Below are 25,230 nucleotides of genomic sequence, written 5' to 3'. Positions count from 1 at the left end.
TCGGTCAACCCGAGCGAGGACGACAATGGCCCAGACGTTCAACGGTCGTAGACGAGTCCGCAAGTTCTTCGGTTCCATCCGAGAAGTCGCGGAGATGCCCAACCTCATCGAGGTGCAGAAGGCGTCCTACGACCAGTTCCTGCAGGTGGACGAGCCCAAGGGCGGTCGCCCGGACGAGGGCCTGCAGTCGGTCTTCAAGTCGGTGTTCCCGATCTCCGACTTCCAGGGCAAGGCCCTGCTCGAGTTCGTGCGCTACGAGTTCGAGCCGCCGAAGTACGACGTCGACGAGTGCCGTCAGCGTGGCATGACCTTCGCGGCTCCGCTGAAGGTCACGCTGCGCCTCATCGTGTTCGACATCGACGAGGACACCGGCGCCAAGTCCGTCAAGGACATCAAGGAGCAGGACGTGTTCATGGGCGACATGCCGCTCATGACCGACAACGGCACCTTCATCGTCAACGGCACCGAGCGCGTCATCGTCTCGCAGATGCACCGTTCGCCGGGCGTCTTCTTCGACCACGACAAGGGCAAGACGCACGCGTCGGGCAAGCTGCTGTTCGCCGCGCGCATCATCCCGTATCGCGGCTCCTGGCTCGACATCGAGTTCGACGCCAAGGACATCGTCTATGCGCGCATCGACCGCCGCCGCAAGATCCCGGTGTCCTCGCTGCTCTTCGCCCTCGGCATGGACGGCGAGAGCATCCTCGACACCTTCTACAACAAGCTGTCGTTCGAGCGTTCCGGCTCGGCCTGGCGCGTGCCCTATGATCCGGCGCGGATGCGCGGCTACAAGGCCGTCACCGACCTGATCGACGCCGACACCGGCGAGGTCATCCTCGAGTCCGGCAAGAAGCTGACCGCGCGTGCCGCCAAGCAGCTCGCCGAGAAGGGCCTCAAGGCCCTCAAGGTGACCGACGAGGACGTCGTCGGCCAGTATCTCGCCGAAGACATCGTCGACCTGAAGACCGGTCTCGTCCACGCCGAAGCCGGCCAGGAGCTGACCGAGAAGCTGATCCGTCAGATCCTCGACCTCGGCCACCTCGAGATCCCGGTCCTCGACATCGACCACGTCAACACCGGCGCCTACATCCGCAACACGCTCGCCGTCGACAAGAACGAGTCCCGTGAGGAAGCGCTCTTCGACATCTACCGCGTGATGCGTCCGGGCGAGCCGCCGACCATCGAGACGGCGGAAGCGATGTTCCACTCGCTGTTCTTCGACAGCGAGCGCTACGACCTGTCGGCCGTCGGCCGCGTCAAGATGAACATGCGCCTGGATCTCCAGGTCGAGGACACCGTGCGCACCCTGCGCAAGGACGACATCCTCGAGGTCATCCGCACGCTGCTCGACCTGCGCGACGGCAAGGGCGAGATCGACGACATCGACAACCTCGGCAACCGCCGTGTCCGCTCCGTCGGCGAGCTGATGGAAAATCAGTATCGCGTCGGCCTGCTCCGCATGGAGCGCGCCATCAAGGAGCGCATGTCGTCGGTCGAGATCGACACCGTCATGCCGCAGGACCTGATCAACGCCAAGCCGGCGGCCGCCGCCGTGCGCGAGTTCTTCGGTTCCTCGCAGCTGTCGCAGTTCATGGACCAGACCAACCCGCTGTCCGAGATCACGCACAAGCGTCGTCTCTCGGCGCTGGGCCCGGGCGGTCTGACCCGCGAGCGCGCCGGCTTCGAGGTGCGCGACGTGCATCCGACGCACTACGGCCGCATGTGCCCGATCGAGACGCCGGAAGGCCCGAACATCGGCCTTATCAACTCGCTCGCCACCTTCGCGCGGGTGAACAAGTACGGCTTCATCGAGGCCCCGTACCGCAAGGTGCGCGACGGTCACGTCACCGAGGAGGTCGTCTATCTGTCGGCCACCGAGGAGTACAAGCACTACGTCGCCCAGTCGAACGCCGTGCTGTCGGCCGACAACCGTCTGACCGAAGAGCTGATCGTCTGCCGTCACGCCGGCGAGCCGCTCATGGTCCCGGTCGATCGCGTCGACTACATGGACGTGTCGCCGAAGCAGTTGGTGTCGGTCGCCGCGGCGCTCATCCCGTTCCTCGAGAACGACGACGCCAACCGCGCGCTGATGGGCTCGAACATGCAGCGTCAGGCCGTGCCGCTGGTGCGCGCCGAGGCGCCCTTCGTCGGCACCGGCATGGAATCGATCGTCGCCCGTGACTCGGGCGCCGCGATCGGTGCCAAGCGCGGCGGCATCGTCGATCAGGTGGACGCCACCCGTATCGTCATCCGCGCCACCGAAGATCTCGATCCGTCCAAGTCGGGCGTCGACATCTACCGGCTGATGAAGTTCCAGCGCTCGAACCAGTCGACCTGCATCAACCAGCGTCCGCTGGTGCGCGTCGGCGACATCATCGAGAAGGGCGACATCATCGCCGACGGTCCCTCGACCGATCTCGGCGATCTGGCGCTCGGCCGCAACGTGCTCGTCGCGTTCATGCCGTGGAACGGCTACAACTACGAGGACTCCATCCTCCTCTCCGAGAACATCGTGAAGGACGACGTGTTCACGTCGATCCATCTCGAGGAGTTCGAGGTGATGGCCCGCGACACCAAGCTGGGTCCGGAGGAGATCACGCGCGACATTCCGAACGTCTCGGAAGAAGCGCTGAAGAACCTCGACGAAGCCGGCATCGTCTACATCGGCGCGGAAGTCCGTCCGGGCGACATCCTGGTCGGCAAGATCACGCCGAAGGGCGAGAGCCCGATGACGCCGGAAGAGAAGCTGCTCCGCGCCATCTTCGGCGAGAAGGCTTCCGACGTCCGCGACACCTCGCTCCGCGTGCCCCCGGGCGTGCAGGGCACGATCGTCGAAGTGCGCGTGTTCAATCGACATGGCGTCGAGAAGGACGAGCGCGCGATGGCGATCGAGCGCGAGGAGATCGAGCGTCTCGCCAAGGACCGTGACGACGAGCAGGCGATCCTCGATCGCAACGTCTACGGCCGTCTGGTCGAGATGCTGGTCGGCAAGGTCGCGATCTCGGGCCCGAAGGGCTTCAAGAAGGACCAGGTCCTGAACCAGGAGCTCATCGAGGAGTACCCGCGTTCGCAGTGGTGGATGTTCACCGCCGACGACGAGAAGCTCATGGGCGAGATCGAAGCCCTGCGCGGTCAGTACGACGAGAGCCGCAAGCGCCTCGAGCAGCGCTTCATCGACAAGGTGGAGAAGCTGCAGCGCGGTGACGAGCTGCCCCCGGGCGTCATGAAGATGGTCAAGGTCTTCGTCGCCATCAAGCGCAAGATCCAGCCGGGCGACAAGATGGCCGGCCGTCACGGCAACAAGGGTGTCGTCTCTCGCATCATGCCGATCGAGGACATGCCCTATCTCGAAGACGGCACCAACGTCGACATCGTGCTGAACCCGCTGGGCGTGCCTTCGCGCATGAACGTCGGTCAGATCCTCGAGACCCATCTCGGCTGGGCTTGTGCCGGCATGGGCAAGAAGATCGACGCGATGCTCGAGGCCTACCGCAAGTCGGGCGATCTCTCCCCGCTCAGGGTCGAGATCGAAGGCATCTACGGCGACAACATCAAGGGCGAGCAGGTCGCGGAGTACGACGAGCCGTCGGTGGTGCGTCTCGCCGAGACCGTCCGCAAGGGCGTTCCGATCGCGACTCCGGTCTTCGACGGTGCCAAGGAGCACGACATCGAGGCGGCCCTCGACAAGGCGGGTCTGGCCCACTCCGGTCAGATGACGCTGTTCGACGGTCGCACCGGCGAGCAGTTCGACCGCAAGGTCACCGTGGGCTACATCTACATGTTGAAGCTCCACCACCTGGTCGACGACAAGATCCATGCTCGTTCGATCGGCCCCTACTCGCTCGTCACCCAGCAGCCGCTGGGCGGCAAGGCGCAGTTCGGTGGCCAGCGCTTCGGCGAAATGGAAGTCTGGGCGCTCGAAGCCTACGGCGCGGCCTACACGCTGCAGGAGATGCTCACGGTGAAGTCGGACGACGTGGCCGGCCGCACCAAGGTCTACGAGGCGATCGTCCGTGGCGACGACACGTTCGAGGCCGGCATCCCGGAGAGCTTCAACGTTCTCGTCAAGGAAATGCGTTCGCTCAGCCTCAACGTCGAACTGGTCGACGCCCCCGGCGAGGACGAGGACGGCGAGAACGGCGAGGCCGGAGCGCAGGCTGCGGAGTGATCCGCGAAGGATCGCGGGGAGGGGCCTCCTCTCCCCGCGCTTCGTAGAGGCGTTCGACGATGTCGGGGCGAGACGAGCCGAGGAGCGGTGCTCCGGGCCCGCGCATCCGACGACTGACAGGAAATCTCGACGTGGCCCTCCCCCTTGCGGCAGGGGCGAGCGACACCGACAGGAGACGGTCCATGAATCAAGACGTGATGAACATCTTCTCGCCCCAGACCCCGACGGCGCCGGTCTTCGACGCCATCCGGATCTCCATCGCGAGCCCCGAGAAGATCCTCTCCTGGTCCTACGGCGAGATCAAGAAGCCGGAAACGATCAACTACCGGACCTTCAAGCCGGAGCGCGACGGCCTGTTCTGCGCTCGGATCTTCGGACCGATCAAGGATTACGAGTGCTTGTGCGGCAAGTACAAGCGCATGAAGTACAAGGGCGTCATCTGCGAGAAGTGCGGCGTCGAAGTCACGCTGTCGCGCGTCCGTCGCGAGCGCATGGGCCACATCGAGCTGGCCGCGCCCGTCGCCCACATCTGGTTCCTGAAGTCGCTGCCGAGCCGCATCGGCATGCTGATGGACATGACGCTCAAGGACCTCGAGCGCATCCTCTACTTCGAGAACTACGTCGTCACCGAGCCGGGCCTCACTCCCCTCAAGCTGCATCAGCTTCTGGGCGAGGAGGAGTTCCTCAAGGCGCAGGACGACTACGGCGAGGACAGCTTCACCGCCCAGATCGGCGCCGAGGCCATCCGCGACATGCTCGCGGCCATGGACCTGCCGAAGATCGCCGATCAGCTCCGCGTCGACATCGCCGAGGCGACCGGTGAACTGAAGCCGAAGAAGCTCGCCAAGCGCCTCAAGCTGGTCGAGTCCTTCATCGAGTCGGGCAACCGTCCCGAGTGGATGATCCTGACCGTCGTTCCGGTGATCCCGCCGGATCTGCGCCCGCTCGTCCCCCTGGACGGCGGCCGCTTCGCGACGTCGGATCTCAACGACCTCTATCGCCGCGTCATCAACCGCAACAACCGCCTGAAGCGCCTCATCGAGCTGCGCGCGCCGGACATCATCATCCGCAACGAGAAGCGCATGCTTCAGGAAGCGGTCGATGCGCTGTTCGACAACGGCCGTCGCGGTCGCGTCATCACGGGTGCCAACAAGCGTCCGCTGAAGTCGCTCGCCGACATGCTCAAGGGCAAGCAGGGTCGCTTCCGTCAGAACCTGCTCGGCAAGCGCGTCGACTACTCGGGCCGTTCGGTCATCGTCGTCGGTCCGGAGCTCAAGCTGCACCAGTGCGGCCTGCCGAAGAAGATGGCGCTCGAGCTGTTCAAGCCCTTCATCTATTCGCGTCTCGACGCGAAGGGCCTGTCGTCGACCGTGAAGCAGGCGAAGAAGCTCGTCGAGAAGGAGCGTCCCGAGGTCTGGGACATCCTCGACGAGGTCATTCGCGAGCATCCGGTGATGCTGAACCGCGCGCCGACGCTGCATCGTCTCGGCATCCAGGCCTTCGAGCCGGTGCTGATCGAAGGCAAGGCGATCCAGCTGCATCCGCTCGTCTGCACGGCGTTCAACGCCGACTTCGACGGTGACCAGATGGCCGTGCACGTCCCGCTGTCGCTCGAAGCGCAGCTGGAAGCGCGCGTGCTGATGATGTCGACCAACAACATCCTGCACCCCGCCAACGGCGCGCCGATCATCGTGCCGTCGCAGGACATCGTTCTCGGCCTCTACTATCTGTCGCTGATGAACGCCAACGAGCCGGGCGAAGGCATGGCCTTCGGCAATCTCGGCGAGATGCAGCACGCCCTCGACAACAAGGTCATCACGCTCCACACCAAGATCCGTGGACGCTGGACCGGCATCGACAAGGACGGCAACAAGTACACCAAGATCTACGAGACCACGCCCGGCCGTATGTTCATCGGTGAGCTGCTGCCGAAGCACCCGGGCATCACCTTCGACGTCTGCAACCAGCAGATGACGAAGAAGAACATCTCGGGCATGATCGACGCGGTGTACCGTACCTGTGGTCAGAAGGAGACGGTGATCTTCTGCGACCGCATCATGTCGCTCGGATTCACCAACGCCTTCAAGGCGGGCATCTCGTTCGGCAAGGACGACATGGTCATCCCGGACACCAAGCCGGCGATGGTCGAGGAGACCCAGGCGGCTGCGAAGGAATTCGAGCAGCAGTACCAGGACGGCCTGATCACCCAGGGCGAGAAGTACAACAAGGTCGTCGACGCCTGGGCGAAGTGCACCGACCGCATCGCCGAGGAGATGATGAAGCGCATCTCCGCGGTGCAGATCGACAAGGAGACCGGCCGTCAGATGCCGATCAACTCGATCTACATGATGTCGCACTCCGGCGCCCGTGGTTCTCCGACCCAGATGCGTCAGCTCGCCGCCATGCGCGGCCTGATGGCCAAGCCGTCGGGCGAGATCATCGAGACGCCGATCATCTCGAACTTCAAGGAAGGCCTGACCGTGCTCGAGTACTTCAACTCGACCCACGGTGCCCGTAAGGGTCTGGCCGACACCGCGCTCAAGACCGCGAACTCCGGTTACCTCACCCGTCGTCTCGTCGACGTGGCGCAGGACTCGATCATCACCGAACAGGATTGCGGTTCGCAGAACGGCATCCATGTCCAGGCGATCGTCGATGCCGGTCAGGTCGTCGCCTCGCTCGGCAGCCGCATCCTCGGCCGCGTCGCGGCGGAGGATCTGACCGATCCGGCGACCGCCGAGGTCATCGTGCCGAACGGCGTGATGATCGAGGAGCCGCACGTCAAGAAGATCGAGGCCGCCGGCATCCAGTCGGTCAAGATCCGCTCGGTGCTCACCTGCGAGACCAAGGTCGGCGTCTGCGTCCAGTGCTACGGCCGCGACCTTGCCCGTGGTACCCCGGTCAACATGGGCGAAGCGGTGGGCGTCATCGCCGCCCAGTCGATCGGCGAGCCGGGCACCCAGCTCACCATGCGCACCTTCCACGTCGGTGGTACGGCTCAGGTCGTCGACTCGTCCTTCGTCGAATCCAACTTCGAAGGCACGATCGTCCTCAAGAACCGCAACGTGGCGCGGGACTCGGAAGGCCGTCTGATCGTCATGGGCCGCAACGTCACCGTCGCCGTCATCGACGCCGACGGTTCGGAGCGCACCTCCCATCGTCTGATCTACGGCGCCCGTCTGTTCGTCGACGAGGGCGACAAGGTGAAGCGCGGCCAGCGCATCGCCGAGTGGGACCCCTACACCCGTCCGATCCTGACCGAAGTCGACGGTACCGTCGGCTACGAGGAACTGATCGACGGTCAGACGATGGTGGAGACCACCGACGAGGCGACCGGCATCACCAAGCGCGTCGTCATCGACTGGCGCGCCTCGGCCCGCACGTCGGATCTCAAGCCCTCGATCGTCATCAAGGGCGCCGACGGCAAGATCGCCCGTCTGTCGCGCGGCGGTGAAGCCCGCTACGCGCTGCCGGTCGACGCGATCCTCTCGGCCGATCCGAACGGCAAGGTCCACGCCGGCGACGTCGTGGCCCGTATCCCGCTCGAGTCCGCCAAGACCCGCGACATCACCGGCGGTCTGCCGCGCGTCGCCGAACTGTTCGAAGCCCGTCGTCCGAAGGATCACGCCATCATCGCCGAGTGCGACGGCACGATCCGCTTCGGCAAGGACTACAAGAACAAGCGCCGCATCCTGATCGAGCCGGTCGACGGTGGCGATCCGGTCGAGTACCTGATCCCGAAGGGCAAGCACGTCCATCTGCAGGACGGCGACACCATCGAGAAGGGCGAGTACATCCTCGACGGCAACCCGGCGCCGCACGACATCCTGGCGATCAAGGGCGTGGAGGCTCTCGCGGCCTTCCTCGTCAACGAGATCCAGGAGGTCTATCGACTGCAGGGCGTCGTGATCAACGACAAGCACATCGAGGTCATCGTCCGTCAGATGCTGCAGAAGGTGGAGATCACCGATGCCGGCGACTCGGATGTGATCACCGGTGAGCAGATCGATCGCCTCGACCTCGACATGATGAACGAGGCGCTGATCGCCGAGGGCAAGAAGCCGGCTTCCGGCGTTCCGGTCCTCCTCGGCATCACCAAGGCCTCGCTCAACACGCGCTCGTTCTTCTCGGCCGCGTCGTTCCAGGAGACCACCCGCGTCCTCACGGAAGCGGCGGTCGCCGGCAAGATCGACGCCCTCGAGGGTCTCAAGGAGAACGTCATCGTCGGCCGTCTCATCCCGGCCGGCACGGGCGCGGTCACCAACCGCATCCGCCGCATCGCGACGCACCGCGACGAGCTCATCGTCGAGGAGCGCAAGTCGCAGAGCGGTGTGGTCGAGGCGCCGGCCCTGCCCGCCGCCGAGTGATCGCCCTACTCGTACGAATCGGAGACGCCGCGGCTCGCCCGCGGCGTTTCTTTTTTGGGATCCGCTCCCGAGGCGCCCGTGTCGCGGGCGGAGTGTCCCAGAATCGAACGGTCGTCGCGAAGGTCGATTTCCGAATCTTCGTGACGTCACCGGTCGTATCGCCCCCCGTCTCGCCGAATCGATCGCTCAGTAGAGGCAGAGTCGAATCGACGGAGACATCGATTCTAAGGTCTCGATGTTCGGATTCGACCGGCGACGACGACGGTGACCTCGCTTCGACTTGGCGAGACGAGGCGATTCTTGGCGAGACTTTGCGTCATTTTCGACATGAAACCGCAAGATTCCGCTTGGAGCGGCGTACGACTCGGCGAACCGCGCATTCCTTGCGTTTTTGCTCGTTTCACCCCTTGACGGGCGTGGACGGTGCGGGTAGTTTCCGCCCACTTTCACGGCAGGCCCGTCGGCCGCCAATGCTTCGTTCGGTCCAATCGAACGGAACAGGGCGCCGAGACGCTGCCGGGATAGCGACTTTGGAAAGCAGAAGATCAAGAACGGTTCGCCGTTCCTCTGACTTTTCGCACCGGACGGGGAATGAGTTCCCGTGCTCCGGTGCTTTCCGTTCGTTTCCCCATGAAACGAGGTTGCTGCCCGGCGATGGGTTTTGCCGGGTGTCGTTCCAGGACGCGCCGAGCGCACAAGTGGGCCGAAAGGCCTGGTCACGAGAAGGCTGAAGACGAATGCCGACGATCAACCAGCTCATCCGCAGCCCGCGGCAGGCTCCGACCAAGCGGAACAAGGTTCCCGCCATGGAAGCCTGCCCGCAGAAGCGCGGCGTGTGCACGCGCGTCTACACCACGACGCCGAAGAAGCCGAACTCCGCGCTCCGCAAGGTCGCCAAGGTTCGCCTCACCAACGGTTTCGAAGTCATCGGCTACATCCCGGGCGAAGGCCACAACCTTCAGGAGCACTCCGTGGTCATGATCCGCGGCGGCCGCGTGAAGGACCTTCCGGGCGTGCGCTACCACATCCTGCGCGGCGTCCTCGACACCCAGGGCGTCAAGGATCGCAAGCAGCGCCGTTCGAAGTACGGCGCCAAGCGTCCGAAGTGATCCGGTAACCCTTAAGTTTCGAACGACCGAGGAAGACATATGTCCCGTCGTCACTCTGCCGAGAAGCGTGAGATCAACCCGGATCCGAAGTTCGGGGACATCATCGTTTCCAAGTTCATGAACAACGTGATGGAAGACGGCAAGAAGTCGGTCGCCGAGTCGATCGTCTACGGTGCCTTCGACCTGATCGAGTCGAAGACCCGCCAGGATCCGCTGGCGATCTTCCATCAGGCGCTCGAGAACGTCGCGCCGCAGATCGAAGTGCGTTCGCGCCGCGTCGGCGGTGCCACGTACCAGGTTCCGGTCGAAGTTCGCACCGAGCGTCGCCAGGCTCTGGCGATCCGTTGGCTCCTCTCCGCGACCCGTGGTCGCAACGAGAAGACCATGACGGAGCGCCTTTCCGCGGAATTGCTCGATGCGTCGAACAACCGTGGCAATGCCGTCAAGAAGCGTGAGGACACTCACCGTATGGCAGAGGCGAACCGCGCCTTCTCCCATTACCGCTGGTGAACTCCGCTCAAGTCGTTTTCGACGAGGTCGACAATGCCCCGTATTCACGCCATCGAAGACTACCGCAACTTCGGCATCATGGCTCACATCGATGCCGGCAAGACCACGACCACCGAGCGTGTGCTCTATTACTCCGGTAAGAGCCACAAGATCGGTGAAGTGCACGACGGCGCCGCCACCATGGACTTCATGGAGCAGGAGCAGGAGCGTGGCATCACGATCACTTCGGCTGCCACGACGACGTTCTGGAACGGCAAGCGCCTGAACATCATCGACACCCCCGGCCACGTCGACTTCACCATCGAAGTCGAGCGTTCGCTGCGTGTGCTCGACGGTGCCGTGTGCGTTCTCGACTCCAACCAGGGTGTCGAGCCGCAGACCGAGACCGTGTGGCGTCAGGGCGACAAGTACAACGTCCCGCGCATCGTCTTCTGCAACAAGATGGACAAGATCGGCGCCGATTTCGATCGCTGCGTCTCGGACATCAAGACCCGCCTCGGCGCTCGCCCGATCCCGATCCAGATCCCGATCGGTGCCGAGTCCAACTTTGCCGGCCTCGTGGACCTCGTCCGCATGAAGGCCGTCATTTGGGAAAACGAGGCTCTCGGCGCCAACTATCACGACGAAGAGATCCCGGCCGACCTTCTCGCCAAGTGCGAGGCGGCTCGCGTCGACATGATCGAGGCCTGCGTCGAGCTCGACGAAGCCGCCATGGAAGCCTATCTCGAGGGCAACAACCCCGACGAGGCGACCATCAAGCGTCTGCTGCGCAAGGCCGTCATCACCGGTGCCTTCTATCCGGTGCTCTGTGGCTCGGCCTTCAAGAACAAGGGTGTCCAGCCCCTGCTCGACGCCGTCGTCGACTACCTGCCGTCGCCGCTCGATCGCCCCGCCATCAAGGGCATCGACGTCAAGACCGAGACCGAGACCGAGCGCAAGTCGTCGGACAGCGATCCCCTGGCCCTCCTCGGCTTCAAGCTGATGGACGACCAGTACGGCATCCTGACCTTCTGCCGCATCTACTCGGGCAAGCTCGAGAAGGGCGTCTCGCTGCTGAACTCGGTTCGCGGCAAGACCGAGCGCGTCGGCCGCATGGTTCTCATGCACGCCGACAGCCGTGAGGAGATCTCCGAGGCCTACGCCGGCGACATCGTCGCTCTGGTCGGCCTCAAGGATACCCGCACCGGCGACACGCTCTGCGACCCGAACCATCCCGTCATTCTTGAGAAGATGGAGTTCCCGGAACCCGTCATCGAGATGGCTGTCGAGCCGAAGTCGAAGGCCGACCAGGAAAAGATGGGCGTCGCTCTCGCCAAGCTGGCTGCGGAGGATCCGTCCTTCCGCGTCAACACCGACAGCGAGTCCGGTCAGACGATCATCAAGGGCATGGGCGAGCTTCACCTCGACATCAAGGTCGACATCCTGAAGCGCACCCACAAGGTCGAAGTCAACGTCGGCGCCCCGCAGGTCGCCTATCGCGAGACGATCCGTCGCTCGACCGACATCGACTACACCCACAAGAAGCAGACCGGCGGTACCGGCCAGTTCGCCCGCGTGAAGTTCCACATCGAGCCCAACGAGTCCGGCAAGGGCTTCGAGTTCGAGTCGAAGATCATCGGCGGTTCGGTTCCGAAGGAATACTTCCCCGGCGTCGAGAAGGGCCTCAACTCGGTCCTCACCTCGGGTCCGGTGGCGGGCTTCCCGGTCGTGGACGTCAAGGTCCAGCTCGTCGACGGCGCCTATCACGAGGTCGACTCCTCGGCGATCGCCTTCGAAATCGCCTCTCGCGCGGCGTTCCGTGAAGGTCTCGAGAAGGCCGGCGCGGTTCTCCTCGAGCCGATCATGAAGGTCGAGGTCGTGACCCCCGAGGAATACCTCGGTTCGGTCATCGGCGACCTCAACTCCCGTCGCGGTCAGATCGCCGGCACCGATACGCGCGGCAACGCGCAGATCGTCAACGCGATGGTGCCGCTGGCCAACATGTTCGGCTACGTCAACACTCTGCGGTCTTTCTCGCAGGGTCGCGCCAGCTACACCATGCAGTTCGACCACTACGAAGAAGTGCCGTCGAACGTCGCCGCCGAAGTCCAGAAGAAGTTCGCCTGATCTGCCTGATCGGCTGAGAGAGCAAACGGAGAAATCCGATGGCCAAAGAAAAGTTCGAACGTAACAAGCCGCACTGCAACATCGGCACGATCGGGCACGTCGACCATGGCAAGACGTCCCTGACCGCCGCGATCACCAAGGTGCTCGCGGAGACCGGTGGCGCGACCTTCAAGGCGTACGACCAGATCGACGCCGCTCCGGAAGAGAAGGCGCGCGGCATCACCATCAACACGGCCCACGTCGAGTACGAGACGACCAAGCGTCACTACGCCCACGTCGACTGCCCCGGCCACGCCGACTACGTGAAGAACATGATCACGGGTGCCGCCCAGATGGACGGCGCGATCCTGGTCGTGTCGGCCGCCGACGGCCCGATGCCGCAGACCCGCGAGCACATCCTGCTCGCCCGTCAGGTCGGCGTTCCGGCTCTGGTGGTGTTCCTGAACAAGGTCGACCTGGTCGACGATCCGGAACTGCTCGAGCTCGTCGAGCTCGAAGTGCGCGAGCTGCTCTCGTCCTACGGCTTCCCGGGCGACGACATCCCGATCATCTCGGGTTCGGCGACCGAAGCTCTGAACAACGGCAAGGCCGAGTTCGGCCGTGACGCGGTTCTGAAGCTGATGGCGGCGGTGGACGAGTACATCCCGCAGCCGGAGCGTCCGGTCGACCAGCCCTTCCTGATGCCGGTCGAAGACGTGTTCACGATCTCGGGCCGCGGCACCGTGGTGACCGGTCGTGTCGAGCGCGGCATCGTCAAGGTCGGCGAGGAAGTCGAGATCGTCGGCATCCGTCCGACCCGCAAGACGACCTGCACCGGCGTCGAGATGTTCCGCAAGCTGCTCGACTCGGGACAGGCCGGCGACAACATCGGCGCGCTGCTGCGCGGCGTGGAGCGCAAGGACGTGGAGCGCGGCCAGGTGCTGTGCAAGCCGGGTTCGGTGACGCCGCACACGAAGTTCGAGGCCGAGGCCTACATCCTGACCAAGGAAGAGGGTGGCCGTCACACGCCGTTCTTCTCGAACTATCGTCCGCAGTTCTACTTCCGCACGACGGACGTGACCGGCATGTGCCAGTTGCCCGAGGGCACCGAGATGGTGATGCCGGGCGACAACGTGAAGCTGGTCGTCGAGCTGATCGTCCCGATCGCGATGGAAGAGAAGCTCCGCTTCGCCATCCGTGAAGGCGGTCGCACCGTCGGCGCCGGCGTCGTCGCCAAGATCATCGCGTAACGGGATCGGTCGAGTGGGCGGCAACCCCGCCCGCTTCCGACCTCAGAGGGTTCATCAATGAACGGTCAGAACATCCGAATCCGCCTCAAGGCGTTCGACCATCGGGTCCTCGACGCCTCGACGCGCGAGATCGTCAGCACGGCCAAGCGCACCGGCGCTTCGGTTCGTGGCCCGGTTCCGCTGCCGACGCGGATCGAGAAGTTCACGGTCAACCGCTCGCCGCACGTCGACAAGAAGAGCCGCGAGCAGTTCGAAATCCGCACCCACAAGCGTCTCCTCGACATCATCGATCCGACCCCTCAGACGGTCGACGCGCTGATGAAGCTGGATCTCGCCGCGGGCGTCGACGTCGAGATCAAGCTCTGATCGGGCAACCGATCGAGAGCCTCTGGTTCGACAGCCATGCTCGGTGAACGTGAGTTCTTCCGAGCCTCTGACTAAATCAGGCGTGTATCACTCCGGTGACACGCCATAAGAAGAGAGAACGCCATGCGTTCAGGTGTGATTGCACAGAAGCTGGGCATGACCCGCATCTATACGGATGCGGGCGAGCAGGTTCCGGTCACGGTCCTGCGTCTCGACGGCTGCCAGGTCGTCGCCCACCGTACCGAAGAGAAGAACGGCTACACCGCGCTGCAGCTCGGTGCCGGCCTCGCCAAGGTGAAGAACACCACCAAGGCGCAGCGCGGCCACTTCGCCAAGGCGAACGTCGAGCCGAAGCGCAAGGTCGTCGAGTTCCGCGTCGACCCGGACAAGCTGATCGAAGTGGGCGCCGAGCTCACCGCCGATCACTTCGTCGTCGGCCAGTTCGTCGACGTCACCGGTACTTCGATCGGCAAGGGCTTCGCCGGCGGTATGAAGCGCTGGAACTTCGGTGGTCTGCGCGCCACCCACGGCGTGTCGGTCTCGCACCGCTCGCTGGGTTCGACCGGTAACCGTCAGGACCCGGGTCGCACCTTCAAGAACAAGAAGATGGCCGGCCACATGGGCGCCGAGCGTGTCACTACGCAGAACCTCAAGGTCGTCCGCACCGACGTCGAGCGCGGTCTGATCCTCGTCGAGGGTTCGGTTCCCGGCTCCAAGGGTGGCTGGATCATCGTTCGCGATGCCGTGAAGCGCAAGGCGCCGAGCGACCTGCCGCTTCCGGGCGCGTTCCGCATGGCCGCTGCTCCGGTCGCCGCCACTGAAGAGAAGGGGGCCGAGTGATGGAGTTCCAGGTCAAGAAGCTGGACGGCACCGACGCCGGCAAGATCACCGTCTCCGACGAGATCTTCGGCCTCGAGCCCCGCGCGGATCTCATCCAGCGCGTCGTCAAGTGGCAGCTCGCCAAGCGCCGCACCGGCACCCACAAGGTGAAGGGCCGCTCGGAGATCGCCCGGACGGGCAAGAAGATCTACAAGCAGAAGGGCACCGGTTCCGCCCGTCACGGCTCGGCGCGCGCGCCGATCTTCCGTGGCGGTGGCCGCGCCCACGGCCCGGTCGTCCGCTCGCACGAGCACGACCTGCCGAAGAAGGTGCGCGCCCTCGGTCTGAAGCATGCGCTTTCGGCCAAGGCCGCCGAGGCCTCGATCATCGTCCTCGAATCGGCTACTGCGGCCGAGCCGAAGACCAAGACGCTCGCCGATCAGTTCGAGAAGCTCGGCTTCGTGAACGTCCTGGTCGTCGCCGGTGCCGAGATCGATGCCAACTTCGGTCTCGCTGCTCGCAACATCCCGAACGTCGACGTTCTCCCGATCCAGGGCATCAACGTCTACGACATCCTGCGTCGCAAGACCCTCGTCCTCACCAAGGACGCGGTCGAGGCGATCGAAGCTCGGTTCCGGGCGGAGGCGTGATCATGACCGTCAAGCTCTCGCACTACGACGTGATCCGCTCGCCGGTCATCACCGAGAAGTCCACCATCGCCGCCGAGCAGAACAAGGTGGTGTTCAACGTCGCCAAGTCCGCGACCAAGCCCGAGATCAAGGCCGCCGTCGAGGCGCTCTTCAAGGTGCAGGTCGAGAAGGTGAACACCCTGGTCCGTATGGGCAAGGTGAAGCGCTTCAAGGGCTTCGTCGGCAAGCAGGACGACGTCAAGAAAGCGATCGTGACTCTGGCCGAAGGCCAGCGGATCGACGTGACGACCGGTCTCTGAAGGCAGGGGTAGAGAAACAATGGCTCTTAAGACCTTCAACCCGGTCACGCCCAGCCTTCGCCAGCTGGTCATCGTCGACCGATCCGGCCTGTACAAGGGCAAGCCGCTCAAGACCCTCACCGAGGGTCTGAGCAAGTCCGGCGGCCGCAACAACCTCGGCCGCATCACCGCCCGTTTCAAGGGCGGCGGTCACAAGCGCACCTATCGCATCGTCGACTTCAAGCGTCGCAAGGTCGACGTCGCGGCGACGGTCGAGCGCCTCGAGTACGATCCGAACCGTTCGGCGTTCATCGCGCTGATCAAGTACGCCGACGGCGAGTTCTCCTACATCCTGGCGCCGCAGCGTCTGGCCGTGGGCGACACCGTGATCTCCGGCGCCTCGGTCGACGTGAAGCCCGGCAACGCGATGCCGATCGGCAACATCCCGGTCGGTACCATCGTGCACAACGTCGAACTGAAGCCCGGCAAGGGCGGCCAGATCGCTCGTTCCGCCGGTGCCTACGCGCAGATCGTCGGCCGTGACCAGGGCTACGTCATCGTCCGCCTCGGTTCGGGTGAACAGCGCCTGATCCTCGGCACCTGCCTGGCGACCGTCGGTGCGGTGTCGAACCCGGATCACATGAACACCTCGATCGGCAAGGCGGGTCGCTCTCGCTGGCTCGGTCGTCGTCCCCACAACCGTGGTGTCGTCATGAACCCGGTCGACCATCCGCACGGCGGCGGCGAAGGCCGCACCTCCGGCGGCCGTCATCCGGTGACGCCGTGGGGCAAGCCGACCAAGGGCAAGAAGACCCGGTCGAACAAGGCGACGAACAAGTTCATCGTCCGCTCGCGCCACGCCAAGAAGGGTAAGTAATCCATGGCTCGTTCTGTCTGGAAAGGCCCGTTCGTCGACGGTTACCTCCTGAAGAAGGCCGAGAAGGCGCGTTCTTCGGGCCGCGCCGAAGTGATCAAGATCTGGAGCCGTCGCTCCACGATCCTGCCGCACTTCGTCGGTCTGACCTTCGGCGTGTACAACGGTCAGAAGCACATCCCCGTCCTCGTCTCCGAGGAAATGGTCGGCCAGAAGTTCGGTGAGTTCTCGCCGACCCGGACCTATTACGGTCACGCTGCCGACAAGAAGGCGAAGAGGAAGTAAGCCCCATGTCGAAGCCGAAGACCGAACGGGCGCTGAAGGACACCGAAGCTCGGGCGCTGACGCGGATGATCCGTGTCTCGCCGCAGAAGCTCAACCTCGTCGCCGCCCTCATCCGTGGCAAGAAGGTCTCGACCGCTCTGGCCGAACTCACCTTCTCGCGCAAGCGCATCGCCGGCACCGTCAAGAAGACGCTGGAGAGCGCCATCGCCAATGCCGAGAACAACCACGAGCTCGACGTCGACAGCCTCGTCGTCGCCGAAGCCTTCGTGGGCAAGGCCCTGGTCATGAAGCGTTTCCACGCTCGTGCCCGCGGTCGCGCCTCGCGCGTCGAAAAGCCGTTCTCGAACCTGACGATCGTCGTCCGCGAAGTGGAGTCCGCCTGATGGGACAGAAGGTCAACCCGATCGGTCTCCGGCTCGGCATCAACCGGACCTGGGATTCCCGCTGGTACGCCGGCAAGGGCGAGTACGGCAAGCTGCTGCATGAGGATCTCGCGATCCGCAAGTATCTGCTCGCCGAGCTCAAGCAGGCGGCGGTCTCCAAGATCGTCATCGAGCGTCCGCACAAGAAGTGCCGCGTGTCGATCCACACCGCCCGTCCGGGCGTGGTGATCGGCAAGAAGGGCGGCGACATCGACAAGCTCCGCAAGGGCGTCGCCAAGCTGACGGACTCGGAAGTCCACATCAACATCGTCGAGGTGCGCAAGCCCGAGATCGATGCCAACCTGGTGGCCGCTTCCATCGCTCAGCAGCTCGAGCGTCGTGTCGCCTTCCGTCGCGCCATGAAGCGTGCCGTTCAGTCGGCGATGCGTTTCGGTGCCGAAGGCATCCGCATCAACGCTTCGGGCCGTCTCGGCGGCGCCGAGATCGCTCGCCTCGAGTGGTACCGTGAAGGTCGCGTTCCGCTGCACACCCTGCGTGCGGACATCGACTTCGGTGTCGCCACTGCGGTCACGGCCTACGGCACTTGCGGCCTCAAGGTCTGGATCTTCAAGGGCGAGATCCTCGAGCACGATCCGATGGCTTCCGAGCGCCGTGCGCTCGAGCCGGACAACACCCGCCGCGACCGTCCGGAAGGACGCGAGCGTGATCGGGAGCGCGACGGTGAGCGTCGTGGCCGTGGTCGCCGCGATCGCGACCGTGACGGCGAGCGGGCCTGACGGCCGGCGGCGCATTGACAGATAACGAGAGAGAACGACGATGCTGCAGCCGAAGCGCACGAAGTTCCGCAAGCAGTTCAAGGGCCGGATCAAGGGCGACGCCAAGGGTGGCTTCTCCCTCGACTTCGGGTCCTATGGCCTGAAAGCGCTGGAACCGGAGCGGGTCACCGCCCGTCAGATCGAAGCGGCCCGCCGCGCGATCACCCGTCAGATGAAGCGTCAGGGACGCGTGTGGATCCGCGTGTTCCCCGACGTGCCGGTTTCTTCGAAGCCGACCGAAGTGCGCATGGGTAAGGGCAAGGGCGCTCCCGAATATTGGGCGTGCCGTGTCAAGCCTGGTCGCATTCTCTTCGAGATCGACGGCGTGAGCCACGAGATCGCCGAGGAAGCGCTGCGTCTGGGAGCCGCCAAGCTCCCGATCCGCACGCGCTTCATCGAGCGTATCGCCGACTGAGAGGGTTGACCGATGAAGATCGCCGACATCCGGACGAAGACGGCCGACGAACTCGCCGACGAGCTCGAGAAGCTGAAGAAAGAGCAGTTCAACCTTCGTTTCCAGAAGGCCACCGGACAGCTCGAGAACACGGCGCGTGTGCGCCAGGTCCGTCGCGACATCGCGCGGATCCAGACCGTCATCACCGCCAAGAGCGGTAACTGAGGGAGACGGCAATGCCGAAGCGCGTGTTGCAGGGCGTCGTCGTCAGCGACAAGAACGACAAGACCGTCGTGGTCGAGGTGGAGCGTCGCTTCACCCATCCGCTTCTGAAGAAGACCGTGCGTCGTTCCAAGAAGTACCACGCTCACGACGAAGAGAACCGCTTCAAGGTCGGCGATCAGGTCGCGATCGAGGAGACCCGTCCGCTCTCGAAGAACAAGAGCTGGGTGGTCCTCGGTCCGGTCGGCGCGATCTGAGGCTCGGCGACACTAATTAGGAAAGGCGGTCGGTCATGATTCAAATGCAGACCAACCTCGACGTCGCCGACAACTCGGGTGCCAAGCGCGTCATGTGCATCAAGGTACTCGGCGGTTCGAAGCGCAAGTACGCCACCGTCGGCGACATCATCGTGGTGTCGGTGAAGGAGGCCATTCCGCGCGGACGCGTGAAGAAGGGCGACGTCATGAAGGCGGTCGTCGTTCGCGTCAGCAAGGACATCCATCGGGCGGACGGACAGGTTATCCGTTTCGACCGCAACGCGGCCGTTCTGATCAACAATCAGAAGGAGCCGATCGGTACTCGTATCTTCGGACCGGTTCCGCGCGAGCTTCGCGCCAAGAACCACACGAAGATCCTTTCGCTGGCGCCGGAGGTGCTGTGATGGCCGCGAAGATCAAGAAGGGCGACAAGGTCGTCGTGCTCGCCGGCCGTGACAAGGGCAAGTCCGGCGAAGTGGTTCAGGTCATGCCGACGGAAGAGCGTGCGCTCGTCCGTGGCGTGAACATGGTGCAGCGGCATCAGAAGCCGCAGGGCGTGAACGAAGGTGGGATCATCTCGAAAGAGGCTCCGATCCACCTTTCGAACCTCGCCATCGCCGACAAGGACGGCAAGCCCACGCGCGTCGGCTTCAAGAAGTTGGAGGACGGCCGCAAGGTCCGTTTCGCCAAGCGTTCGGGAGAAGTGATCGATGGCTGAGGCTGCCCTGACGCCGCGGATGAAGAAGCACTACGAGGACGTGGTGCGCCCGGCGATGATCGAGAAGTTCGGCTACAAGAACGCGTTCGAAGTGCCGACCCTCGACAAGATCGTTCTGAACATGGGTGTGGGTGAGGCGACTGCCGACTCCAAGAAGCCCACGACCGCTGCGGCGGACCTCGCGCAGATCGCCGGCCAGAAGCCGGTCATCACGCGGGCCCGCAAGGCGATCGCGCAGTTCAAGATCCGTGAGAACATGCCGATCGGCGCGAAGGTCACCCTTCGCAAGACCCGCATGTACGAGTTCCTCGACCGCCTGGTCACGATCGCGCTGCCGCGCGTCCGAGACTTCCGCGGCCTGAACCCCAAGAGCTTCGACGGCCGCGGCAACTATGCCATGGGCGTCAAGGAACACATCGTATTCCCCGAGATCAACTACGACAAGGTTGATCAGATCTGGGGTATGGACATCATCGTCTGTACGACGGCGAAGACCGACGACGAAGCCCGGGAGCTGCTCAAGCTCTTCAACTTCCCGTTCCGTCAGTGAGCCGTTACGGCAGAGGATAGGAAAGACATGGCCAAGAAGAGCTCGATCGAGAAGAACAACCGCCGTCGCAACATGACGGCGCGCGATCTCAAGAAGCGCACCGACCTCAAGGCGGTGATCATGAATCGCGAATCCACGCCGGAGGAGCGCATGCAGGCGGTGTTCACGCTCGCCGAAATGCCGCGCAACGGCGCCAAGGTTCGCATTCGCAACCGTTGCGAAGTGACGGGCCGTCCCCGCGCCTTCTATCGCAAGCTGAAGATGTCGCGCGTCGCGCTTCGTGAGCTGGGCAATCTGGGCATGATCCCGGGCCTGGTGAAGTCGAGCTGGTGAGGAAAGTACCATGAGCCTCTCTGATCCTCTGGGCGATCTGATCACCCGTATCCGCAACGCGCAGCTGCGGAAGAAGTCCTCGCTGAAGACGCCGGCCTCCAAGCTGCGCGCCAACCTTCTCGACGTGCTGAAGGCCGAGGGCTACATCCGCGGCTACACCAAGGTCGAGTTCGACGGCGGCAAGTCCGAGTTCGAAGTCGAGCTGAAGTACTTCGACGGCCAGCCGGTGATCCGTGAGATCGCCCGCGTGTCGAAGCCCGGCCGCCGCGTCTACACCTCGGTCGCGAATATCCCGCGTGTCGCCAACGGCCTCGGTGTGACGATCCTGTCCACGCCGAAGGGTGTTCTGGCCGACCACGCCGCTCGCGAAGCGAATGTCGGCGGCGAAGTGCTCTGCAAGGTCTTCTGAGGCCGGAAACGATACGGGGTAGTCCCATGTCACGCATCGGAAAGAAGGCCGTGCCGGTTCCCGCCGGTGTCACCGCGGAAGTCGCGGGACAGGCCGTCAACGTCAAGGGCCCCAAGGGTGCCCTTTCTTTCACCGTCCACGATCTCGTGGAAGTCACCAAGGGTGACGAGGGCATCGCGGTCAAGCCGCGCGACGAGTCCAAGCAGGCTCGCTCGCTGTGGGGCATGTCCCGCACGATGATCTCGAACCTCATCGTCGGTGTCTCCAAGGGCTTCGAGAAGAAGCTCGAGATCAACGGCGTCGGCTACAAGGCTGCCCTCAACGGCAAGACCCTGACGCTGTCGCTCGGCTACAGCCACGACGTGCTGTTCCCGGTTCCGGAAGGCATCACCATCCAGGTGGCCGGCCCGAAGCAGGACCAGATCATCGTGACTGGCATCGACAAGCAGCAGGTCGGCCAGGTCGCCGCGGAAATCCGCGAGTGGCGCGGCCCCGAGCCCTACAAGGGCAAGGGTGTCAAGTATGCCGACGAGAAGATCTTCCGCAAGGAAGGCAAGAAGAAGTAAGGAGCAGCCGCCATGGCCCATCAGACCACTACGGAGCGTCGTGCGGCTCGCGTGCGCCGTGCCGTCAAGGCGGCGGCGAACGGCCGCCCGCGGCTCTCGGTTCATCGCTCGTCGAAGAACATCTATGCCCAGGTCATCGACGACGCGAAGGGTGTCACCCTCGCCGCCGCGTCGACGCTGGACGCCTCGCTGAAGAGCAGCCTGAAGACCGGCGCCGACAAGTCCGCGGCGGAAGCCGTCGGCAAGCTCGTCGCCGAGCGCGCTGTTGCCGCCGGTGTGAAGGAGGTCGTGTTCGATCGCGGCCGCTTCATCTACCACGGCCGCGTCCAGGCGCTCGCCGAAGCCGCCCGTGAGGGCGGTCTCGAGTTCTGATCAACAAACGAGGCGCGCCGGGACGGCTGCGCACGAGGGATCATTCGACATGGCAAAGCTCGAGCGGGAAGAACGCGACAGCGAATTCGTCGACCGGCTGGTGCACATCAACCGCGTCGCCAAGGTGGTGAAGGGCGGCCGTCGCTTCGGCTTCGCCGCGCTCGTCGTCGTCGGCGACCAGAAGGGCCGCGTCGGCTTCGGCCACGGCAAGGCTCGTGAAGTGCCGGAAGCCATCCGTAAGGCCACCGAGGCGGCGAAGCGCGGTCTGATCCGCGTCTCGCTCCGCGAGGGCCGTACGCTCCACCACGACGTCGTCGGCCATCATGGCGCCGGCCGCGTCATCGTCCGTGCCGCCCCGGCCGGTACCGGCATCATCGCCGGCGGCCCGATGCGCGCGGTCTTCGAAACGCTCGGCGTCCAGGACGTCGTCGCGAAGTCGATGGGCTCGTCGAACCCGTACAACATGGTTCGCGCGACCTTCGATGCCCTGAAGGCCGAGGACAGCCCCCGTTCCGTCGCCGCTCGCCGCGGCATGAAGGTGTCGACCCTCCAGAGCCGTCGCGGTGCCGAAGGCGCCGACGCGTCGGCCGAGGCGTGAGACGAACCGGCCGCTCTCCCGTCGTGAGGCGAGGGGGCGTCGGTCTTGAAGAAAGCTAGGGTGAACCCCATGTCGAACAACGCCACGGTCAAGACCGTCACGGTCGAGCAGATCGGCTCGCCGATCCGTCGCCCGGACGTTCAGGAGAAGACCCTGATCGGTCTCGGCCTCAACAAGCGGCATCGCCGTTCCACGCTGGAGGACACTCCGGCCGTGCGCGGTATGATTGCCAAGGTCGCCCACCTCGTTCGCATCGTCGAAGAGAACTGAGAAGGATCCGAGCGATGAAGCTCAACGAGATCAGCGACAACGTCGGCGCCGCCAAGACCGGCAAGCGCCTCGGTCGCGGCATCGGCTCGGGCCTGGGCAAGACCTCGGGCAAGGGCGTCAAGGGCCAGAAGGCGCGCTCCGGCGTCGCCATCAAGGGCTTCGAAGGTGGTCAGATGCCTCTGCATCGCCGCCTGCCGAAGCGCGGCTTCAACAACATCTTCCGCCTCGACTACAACGAGGTCTCGATCGCCCGCGTTCAGGCGGCGATCGATGCGGGCAAGCTCGACGCCGCCTCGGTCATCTCGGCCGACGCGCTGAAGGCTGCCGGCGTGATCCGTCGGGTCAAGGACGGCGTCCGTCTGATCGGACCGGGCGAGCCCAAGGGCGCGCTGTCGTTCGAGATCGCCGGTGGCTCCGCCCCCGCGATCGCGGCGGTCGAGAAGGCCGGCGGCAAGGTCGTCGTCGCCGAGAAGAAGAAGGCGGACGCGGCCGAGTGATCGGCCCCGCCCATCGGGATTGACGGGAGCGGCCGAGCGATCGGCCGCTTTCGAACCATCGGACATACTCCCTTACGAAGCACCGGAGACCGACATGGCGTCTGCTGCCGAACAGCTCGCGGCCAATCTCAACTGGGGTGCCTTCGGCAAGGCCGAGGAACTGAAGAAGCGCATCTGGTTCACGCTGGGTGCGCTTCTCGTCTATCGGCTTGGCACTTACCTGCCGCTGCCGGGCATCGACGCCGGCGCCCTCGCCAAGGCGTTCAACAACGCCCAGACCGGCATCATCGGTCTCTTCAACATGTTCTCCGGCGGCGCCGTCGGCCGCATGGCGATCCTGGCGCTGGGCATCATGCCCTACATCTCCGCCTCGATCATCGTGCAGCTGATGACGACGGTCGTCCCCTCTTGGGAAGCGCTCAAGAAGGAAGGCGAGTCGGGTCGCAAGCAGCTGAACCAGTACACCCGCTTCCTGACCGTGCTCCTCGCCATCTTCCAGGCCTGGGGCATCGCCGTCGGTCTCGAGGGCGCCTCGGGCGTCGTCGCCATGCCGGGCTTCTTCTTCCGCTTCACCGCGACCGTGACGCTGGTCGGCGGCACGCTGTTCCTGATGTGGCTGGGTGAGCAGATCACCTCGCGCGGCATCGGCAACGGCACCTCGCTGATCATCTTCGCCGGCATCGTCGCGGGCCTGCCGCATGCCATCGCCGGCACGCTGGAACTCGGCCGTCAGGGCGCGATCTCGACCTTCGCGATCTTCGCGATCGTCGTCGTGGCGATCCTGGTGATCGGCTTCGTGGTCTTCATGGAGCGCGCCCAGCGCCGGCTCCTGATCCAGTACCCGAAGCGACAGGTCGGCAACCAGATCATGCAGGGTCAGAGCTCGCATCTGCCGCTCAAGCTCAACACCTCGGGCGTCATCCCGCCGATCTTCGCGTCGTCCCTGCTGCTGGTTCCGGCGACCATCGCCAACTTCCAGCAGGGCCAGACCTCGGGCTGGCTGACGACGGTGACGGCGCTGCTCGGCCACGGCCAGCCGCTCTACATGTTCATGTACGCGGCGCTGATCGTCTTCTTCGCCTTCTTCTACACCGCGATCGTCTTCAATCCGGTCGACACCGCGGACAACCTGAAGAAGCACGGCGGCTTCATCCCCGGCATCCGTCCGGGCGAGCGCACCGCCGAGTACATCGACTACGTCCTCACCCGCATCACGGTTCTCGGCGCCATCTACATCGTCCTGGTGTGCATGTTACCCGAACTGTTGATTTCCTGGACCGGCGTTCCGTTCTATTTCGGCGGCACGTCGCTGCTGATCGTGGTCTCCGTGACCATGGACACGGTGTCGCAGATCCAAGGACACCTGCTCGCACATCAGTACGAAGGTCTGATCAAGCGGGCGAAGCTGAAGGGGGGACGTCGATGAGGCTCATTCTTCTGGGACCGCCGGGCGCCGGCAAGGGGACGCAGGCCGCCCGTCTGGTCGAGAAGCACGGCATCGTGCAGCTGTCGACGGGCGACATGCTCCGCGCCGCCGTGAAGGCCGGCACGGACGTGGGCCTCAAGGCCAAGGCAGTGATGGAATCGGGCGGTCTCGTCTCCGACGACATCGTCATCGGCGTGGTCTCCGACCGCATCGACGAGAAGGACTGCCAGAAGGGCTTCATCCTCGACGGCTTCCCGCGGACCGTTCCCCAGGCCGAGGCGCTCACCAGGATGCTCGCCTCCAAGGGCCTGAAGCTCGACGCGGTGATCGAACTGATCGTCGACGTCGACGCGCTGGTCGCCCGCATGGAGAACCGCGTCGCCGAGACGATCGCCGCCGGCGGCACCCCGCGTGCCGACGACAATCCCGAGAGCTTCCGCAAGCGCCTCGGCGAGTATCAGGAAAAGACCGCTCCGCTGTCGGGCTACTACGCCTCGACCGGCGAGCTGAAGACCGTCGACGGCATGAAGTCGATCGACGAGGTCACCGCCGCGATCGGCGCCATCCTCGGCGCCTGAGCGGGGCAAGAAATTCGTCGTACGGGGGCCACCCGTACGACGAAGGAACGAGGTTCCGCGGCCGGGCGGTTGCGCTCGGCC

29 protein-coding genes are annotated in these 25,230 nt (G+C 64.5%); all 29 read left to right on the top strand.

What is annotated here, in order from left to right; translation table 11 throughout:
• Positions 1–25: 25 nt before the first annotated feature.
• Positions 26–4,168: a DNA-directed RNA polymerase subunit beta gene (gene rpoB / locus ACT53U_RS05580; protein ID WP_476153448.1), complete on the top strand. Its 4,143-nt coding sequence runs from the start codon at positions 26–28 to the stop codon at positions 4,166–4,168.
• Between the two features lie 182 nt (positions 4,169–4,350).
• Entirely contained in the window at positions 4,351–8,535 is a 4,185-nt protein-coding gene (gene rpoC / locus ACT53U_RS05575) for a DNA-directed RNA polymerase subunit beta' (protein ID WP_476153446.1), read from the top strand.
• Between the two features lie 737 nt (positions 8,536–9,272).
• Positions 9,273–9,644 (top strand): 30S ribosomal protein S12, encoded by a 372-nt coding sequence (rpsL, locus tag ACT53U_RS05570; protein ID WP_217927059.1) that lies wholly within the window; start codon positions 9,273–9,275, stop codon positions 9,642–9,644.
• Between the two features lie 39 nt (positions 9,645–9,683).
• Complete coding sequence (gene rpsG, locus ACT53U_RS05565; protein WP_476139267.1) at positions 9,684–10,154, top strand: 30S ribosomal protein S7; 471 nt, start codon at positions 9,684–9,686, stop codon at positions 10,152–10,154.
• A gap of 33 nt (positions 10,155–10,187) precedes the next feature.
• Complete coding sequence (gene fusA / locus ACT53U_RS05560) at positions 10,188–12,260, top strand: elongation factor G (RefSeq protein WP_476153444.1); 2,073 nt, start codon at positions 10,188–10,190, stop codon at positions 12,258–12,260.
• Positions 12,261–12,298: 38 nt separating this feature from the next.
• Positions 12,299–13,489, top strand: a complete 1,191-nt coding sequence (gene tuf, locus ACT53U_RS05555) for an elongation factor Tu (protein WP_476153442.1) — start codon at positions 12,299–12,301, stop codon at positions 13,487–13,489.
• 57 nt (positions 13,490–13,546) lie between these two features.
• Positions 13,547–13,855 (top strand): 30S ribosomal protein S10, encoded by a 309-nt coding sequence (rpsJ, locus tag ACT53U_RS05550; RefSeq protein ID WP_217927055.1) that lies wholly within the window; start codon positions 13,547–13,549, stop codon positions 13,853–13,855.
• Between the two features lie 123 nt (positions 13,856–13,978).
• Positions 13,979–14,695: a 50S ribosomal protein L3 gene (gene rplC, locus ACT53U_RS05545; RefSeq protein WP_476138204.1), complete on the top strand. Its 717-nt coding sequence runs from the start codon at positions 13,979–13,981 to the stop codon at positions 14,693–14,695.
• Positions 14,695–15,324 (top strand): 50S ribosomal protein L4, encoded by a 630-nt coding sequence (gene rplD, locus ACT53U_RS05540; RefSeq protein WP_476153440.1) that lies wholly within the window; start codon positions 14,695–14,697, stop codon positions 15,322–15,324. Before rplC ends, rplD begins: the two co-directional genes overlap by 1 nt.
• Before the next feature lie 2 nt (positions 15,325–15,326).
• Complete coding sequence (locus ACT53U_RS05535; RefSeq protein WP_476153438.1) at positions 15,327–15,623, top strand: 50S ribosomal protein L23; 297 nt, start codon at positions 15,327–15,329, stop codon at positions 15,621–15,623.
• Between the two features lie 19 nt (positions 15,624–15,642).
• Entirely contained in the window at positions 15,643–16,479 is an 837-nt protein-coding gene (gene rplB, locus ACT53U_RS05530; RefSeq protein WP_476153436.1) for a 50S ribosomal protein L2, read from the top strand.
• Positions 16,480–16,482: 3 nt separating this feature from the next.
• Entirely contained in the window at positions 16,483–16,761 is a 279-nt protein-coding gene (rpsS, locus tag ACT53U_RS05525; RefSeq protein ID WP_476153434.1) for a 30S ribosomal protein S19, read from the top strand.
• A 5-nt stretch (positions 16,762–16,766) separates the two neighbouring features.
• Complete coding sequence (gene rplV, locus ACT53U_RS05520; RefSeq protein ID WP_476138200.1) at positions 16,767–17,144, top strand: 50S ribosomal protein L22; 378 nt, start codon at positions 16,767–16,769, stop codon at positions 17,142–17,144.
• Positions 17,144–17,920 carry a 30S ribosomal protein S3 gene (gene rpsC, locus ACT53U_RS05515; protein ID WP_476153432.1) on the top strand — a complete coding sequence of 259 codons (777 nt, stop codon included), beginning with the start codon at positions 17,144–17,146 and terminating at the stop codon, positions 17,918–17,920. Before rplV ends, rpsC begins: the two co-directional genes overlap by 1 nt.
• A 40-nt stretch (positions 17,921–17,960) precedes the next feature.
• Positions 17,961–18,374: a 50S ribosomal protein L16 gene (gene rplP, locus ACT53U_RS05510; protein ID WP_476138198.1), complete on the top strand. Its 414-nt coding sequence runs from the start codon at positions 17,961–17,963 to the stop codon at positions 18,372–18,374.
• A gap of 12 nt (positions 18,375–18,386) precedes the next feature.
• On the top strand, positions 18,387–18,578 hold the full coding sequence (rpmC, locus tag ACT53U_RS05505; RefSeq protein ID WP_476138197.1) for a 50S ribosomal protein L29: 192 nt from the start codon (positions 18,387–18,389) through the stop codon (positions 18,576–18,578).
• Positions 18,579–18,589: 11 nt separating this feature from the next.
• Positions 18,590–18,832 carry a 30S ribosomal protein S17 gene (gene rpsQ / locus ACT53U_RS05500; RefSeq protein WP_476138196.1) on the top strand — a complete coding sequence of 81 codons (243 nt, stop codon included), beginning with the start codon at positions 18,590–18,592 and terminating at the stop codon, positions 18,830–18,832.
• Between the two features lie 35 nt (positions 18,833–18,867).
• On the top strand, positions 18,868–19,236 hold the full coding sequence (rplN, locus tag ACT53U_RS05495; RefSeq protein ID WP_476138195.1) for a 50S ribosomal protein L14: 369 nt from the start codon (positions 18,868–18,870) through the stop codon (positions 19,234–19,236).
• On the top strand, positions 19,236–19,550 hold the full coding sequence (gene rplX / locus ACT53U_RS05490; RefSeq protein WP_476138194.1) for a 50S ribosomal protein L24: 315 nt from the start codon (positions 19,236–19,238) through the stop codon (positions 19,548–19,550). The genes rplN and rplX overlap by 1 nt, the downstream gene beginning before the upstream one ends.
• On the top strand, positions 19,543–20,100 hold the full coding sequence (rplE, locus tag ACT53U_RS05485; RefSeq protein ID WP_476138193.1) for a 50S ribosomal protein L5: 558 nt from the start codon (positions 19,543–19,545) through the stop codon (positions 20,098–20,100). Before rplX ends, rplE begins: the two co-directional genes overlap by 8 nt.
• Positions 20,101–20,127: 27 nt before the next feature.
• Entirely contained in the window at positions 20,128–20,433 is a 306-nt protein-coding gene (gene rpsN / locus ACT53U_RS05480; RefSeq protein ID WP_476153430.1) for a 30S ribosomal protein S14, read from the top strand.
• 10 nt (positions 20,434–20,443) lie between these two features.
• Positions 20,444–20,842, top strand: a complete 399-nt coding sequence (gene rpsH, locus ACT53U_RS05475; protein ID WP_476138191.1) for a 30S ribosomal protein S8 — start codon at positions 20,444–20,446, stop codon at positions 20,840–20,842.
• A gap of 26 nt (positions 20,843–20,868) precedes the next feature.
• On the top strand, positions 20,869–21,408 hold the full coding sequence (gene rplF, locus ACT53U_RS05470; protein WP_476153428.1) for a 50S ribosomal protein L6: 540 nt from the start codon (positions 20,869–20,871) through the stop codon (positions 21,406–21,408).
• A gap of 12 nt (positions 21,409–21,420) precedes the next feature.
• Complete coding sequence (gene rplR / locus ACT53U_RS05465; RefSeq protein ID WP_476153426.1) at positions 21,421–21,780, top strand: 50S ribosomal protein L18; 360 nt, start codon at positions 21,421–21,423, stop codon at positions 21,778–21,780.
• 49 nt (positions 21,781–21,829) lie between these two features.
• Positions 21,830–22,378 carry a 30S ribosomal protein S5 gene (gene rpsE / locus ACT53U_RS05460; RefSeq protein WP_476138188.1) on the top strand — a complete coding sequence of 183 codons (549 nt, stop codon included), beginning with the start codon at positions 21,830–21,832 and terminating at the stop codon, positions 22,376–22,378.
• 69 nt (positions 22,379–22,447) lie between these two features.
• On the top strand, positions 22,448–22,648 hold the full coding sequence (gene rpmD / locus ACT53U_RS05455; RefSeq protein WP_476138187.1) for a 50S ribosomal protein L30: 201 nt from the start codon (positions 22,448–22,450) through the stop codon (positions 22,646–22,648).
• 14 nt (positions 22,649–22,662) lie between these two features.
• On the top strand, positions 22,663–23,145 hold the full coding sequence (gene rplO / locus ACT53U_RS05450; RefSeq protein ID WP_476138186.1) for a 50S ribosomal protein L15: 483 nt from the start codon (positions 22,663–22,665) through the stop codon (positions 23,143–23,145).
• A gap of 94 nt (positions 23,146–23,239) precedes the next feature.
• The gene (secY, locus tag ACT53U_RS05445; protein ID WP_476153424.1) at positions 23,240–24,571 is read left to right on the top strand and encodes a preprotein translocase subunit SecY; all 1,332 of its coding nucleotides are present in this window, start codon (positions 23,240–23,242) and stop codon (positions 24,569–24,571) included.
• Positions 24,568–25,149, top strand: coding sequence for an adenylate kinase (locus ACT53U_RS05440; RefSeq protein WP_476138184.1), 582 nt, complete (start codon positions 24,568–24,570; stop codon positions 25,147–25,149). Before secY ends, ACT53U_RS05440 begins: the two co-directional genes overlap by 4 nt.
• The last annotated feature ends 81 nt before the right edge of the window (positions 25,150–25,230 follow it).

The sequence above is a fragment of the Pinisolibacter sp. DMC19 genome (assembly GCF_056313985.1).
The sequence above is the reverse complement of the archived record's forward strand: the minus strand, read 5'-3'. Positions and strand labels throughout refer to the sequence as shown.

What these genes read in the sequence shown, in the direction of transcription:
- rpoB (WP_476153448.1), top strand. Translation starts at nt 26, where the DNA reads ATGGCCCAGACGTTCAACGGTCGTAGACGAGTCCGCAAGTTCTTCGGT.
- rpoC (WP_476153446.1), top strand. Translation starts at nt 4,351, where the DNA reads ATGAATCAAGACGTGATGAACATCTTCTCGCCCCAGACCCCGACGGCG.
- rpsL (WP_217927059.1), top strand. Translation starts at nt 9,273, where the DNA reads ATGCCGACGATCAACCAGCTCATCCGCAGCCCGCGGCAGGCTCCGACC.
- rpsG (WP_476139267.1), top strand. Translation starts at nt 9,684, where the DNA reads ATGTCCCGTCGTCACTCTGCCGAGAAGCGTGAGATCAACCCGGATCCG.
- fusA (WP_476153444.1), top strand. Translation starts at nt 10,188, where the DNA reads ATGCCCCGTATTCACGCCATCGAAGACTACCGCAACTTCGGCATCATG.
- tuf (WP_476153442.1), top strand. Translation starts at nt 12,299, where the DNA reads ATGGCCAAAGAAAAGTTCGAACGTAACAAGCCGCACTGCAACATCGGC.
- rpsJ (WP_217927055.1), top strand. Translation starts at nt 13,547, where the DNA reads ATGAACGGTCAGAACATCCGAATCCGCCTCAAGGCGTTCGACCATCGG.
- rplC (WP_476138204.1), top strand. Translation starts at nt 13,979, where the DNA reads ATGCGTTCAGGTGTGATTGCACAGAAGCTGGGCATGACCCGCATCTAT.
- rplD (WP_476153440.1), top strand. Translation starts at nt 14,695, where the DNA reads ATGGAGTTCCAGGTCAAGAAGCTGGACGGCACCGACGCCGGCAAGATC.
- ACT53U_RS05535 (WP_476153438.1), top strand. Translation starts at nt 15,327, where the DNA reads ATGACCGTCAAGCTCTCGCACTACGACGTGATCCGCTCGCCGGTCATC.
- rplB (WP_476153436.1), top strand. Translation starts at nt 15,643, where the DNA reads ATGGCTCTTAAGACCTTCAACCCGGTCACGCCCAGCCTTCGCCAGCTG.
- rpsS (WP_476153434.1), top strand. Translation starts at nt 16,483, where the DNA reads ATGGCTCGTTCTGTCTGGAAAGGCCCGTTCGTCGACGGTTACCTCCTG.
- rplV (WP_476138200.1), top strand. Translation starts at nt 16,767, where the DNA reads ATGTCGAAGCCGAAGACCGAACGGGCGCTGAAGGACACCGAAGCTCGG.
- rpsC (WP_476153432.1), top strand. Translation starts at nt 17,144, where the DNA reads ATGGGACAGAAGGTCAACCCGATCGGTCTCCGGCTCGGCATCAACCGG.
- rplP (WP_476138198.1), top strand. Translation starts at nt 17,961, where the DNA reads ATGCTGCAGCCGAAGCGCACGAAGTTCCGCAAGCAGTTCAAGGGCCGG.
- rpmC (WP_476138197.1), top strand. Translation starts at nt 18,387, where the DNA reads ATGAAGATCGCCGACATCCGGACGAAGACGGCCGACGAACTCGCCGAC.
- rpsQ (WP_476138196.1), top strand. Translation starts at nt 18,590, where the DNA reads ATGCCGAAGCGCGTGTTGCAGGGCGTCGTCGTCAGCGACAAGAACGAC.
- rplN (WP_476138195.1), top strand. Translation starts at nt 18,868, where the DNA reads ATGATTCAAATGCAGACCAACCTCGACGTCGCCGACAACTCGGGTGCC.
- rplX (WP_476138194.1), top strand. Translation starts at nt 19,236, where the DNA reads ATGGCCGCGAAGATCAAGAAGGGCGACAAGGTCGTCGTGCTCGCCGGC.
- rplE (WP_476138193.1), top strand. Translation starts at nt 19,543, where the DNA reads ATGGCTGAGGCTGCCCTGACGCCGCGGATGAAGAAGCACTACGAGGAC.
- rpsN (WP_476153430.1), top strand. Translation starts at nt 20,128, where the DNA reads ATGGCCAAGAAGAGCTCGATCGAGAAGAACAACCGCCGTCGCAACATG.
- rpsH (WP_476138191.1), top strand. Translation starts at nt 20,444, where the DNA reads ATGAGCCTCTCTGATCCTCTGGGCGATCTGATCACCCGTATCCGCAAC.
- rplF (WP_476153428.1), top strand. Translation starts at nt 20,869, where the DNA reads ATGTCACGCATCGGAAAGAAGGCCGTGCCGGTTCCCGCCGGTGTCACC.
- rplR (WP_476153426.1), top strand. Translation starts at nt 21,421, where the DNA reads ATGGCCCATCAGACCACTACGGAGCGTCGTGCGGCTCGCGTGCGCCGT.
- rpsE (WP_476138188.1), top strand. Translation starts at nt 21,830, where the DNA reads ATGGCAAAGCTCGAGCGGGAAGAACGCGACAGCGAATTCGTCGACCGG.
- rpmD (WP_476138187.1), top strand. Translation starts at nt 22,448, where the DNA reads ATGTCGAACAACGCCACGGTCAAGACCGTCACGGTCGAGCAGATCGGC.
- rplO (WP_476138186.1), top strand. Translation starts at nt 22,663, where the DNA reads ATGAAGCTCAACGAGATCAGCGACAACGTCGGCGCCGCCAAGACCGGC.
- secY (WP_476153424.1), top strand. Translation starts at nt 23,240, where the DNA reads ATGGCGTCTGCTGCCGAACAGCTCGCGGCCAATCTCAACTGGGGTGCC.
- ACT53U_RS05440 (WP_476138184.1), top strand. Translation starts at nt 24,568, where the DNA reads ATGAGGCTCATTCTTCTGGGACCGCCGGGCGCCGGCAAGGGGACGCAG.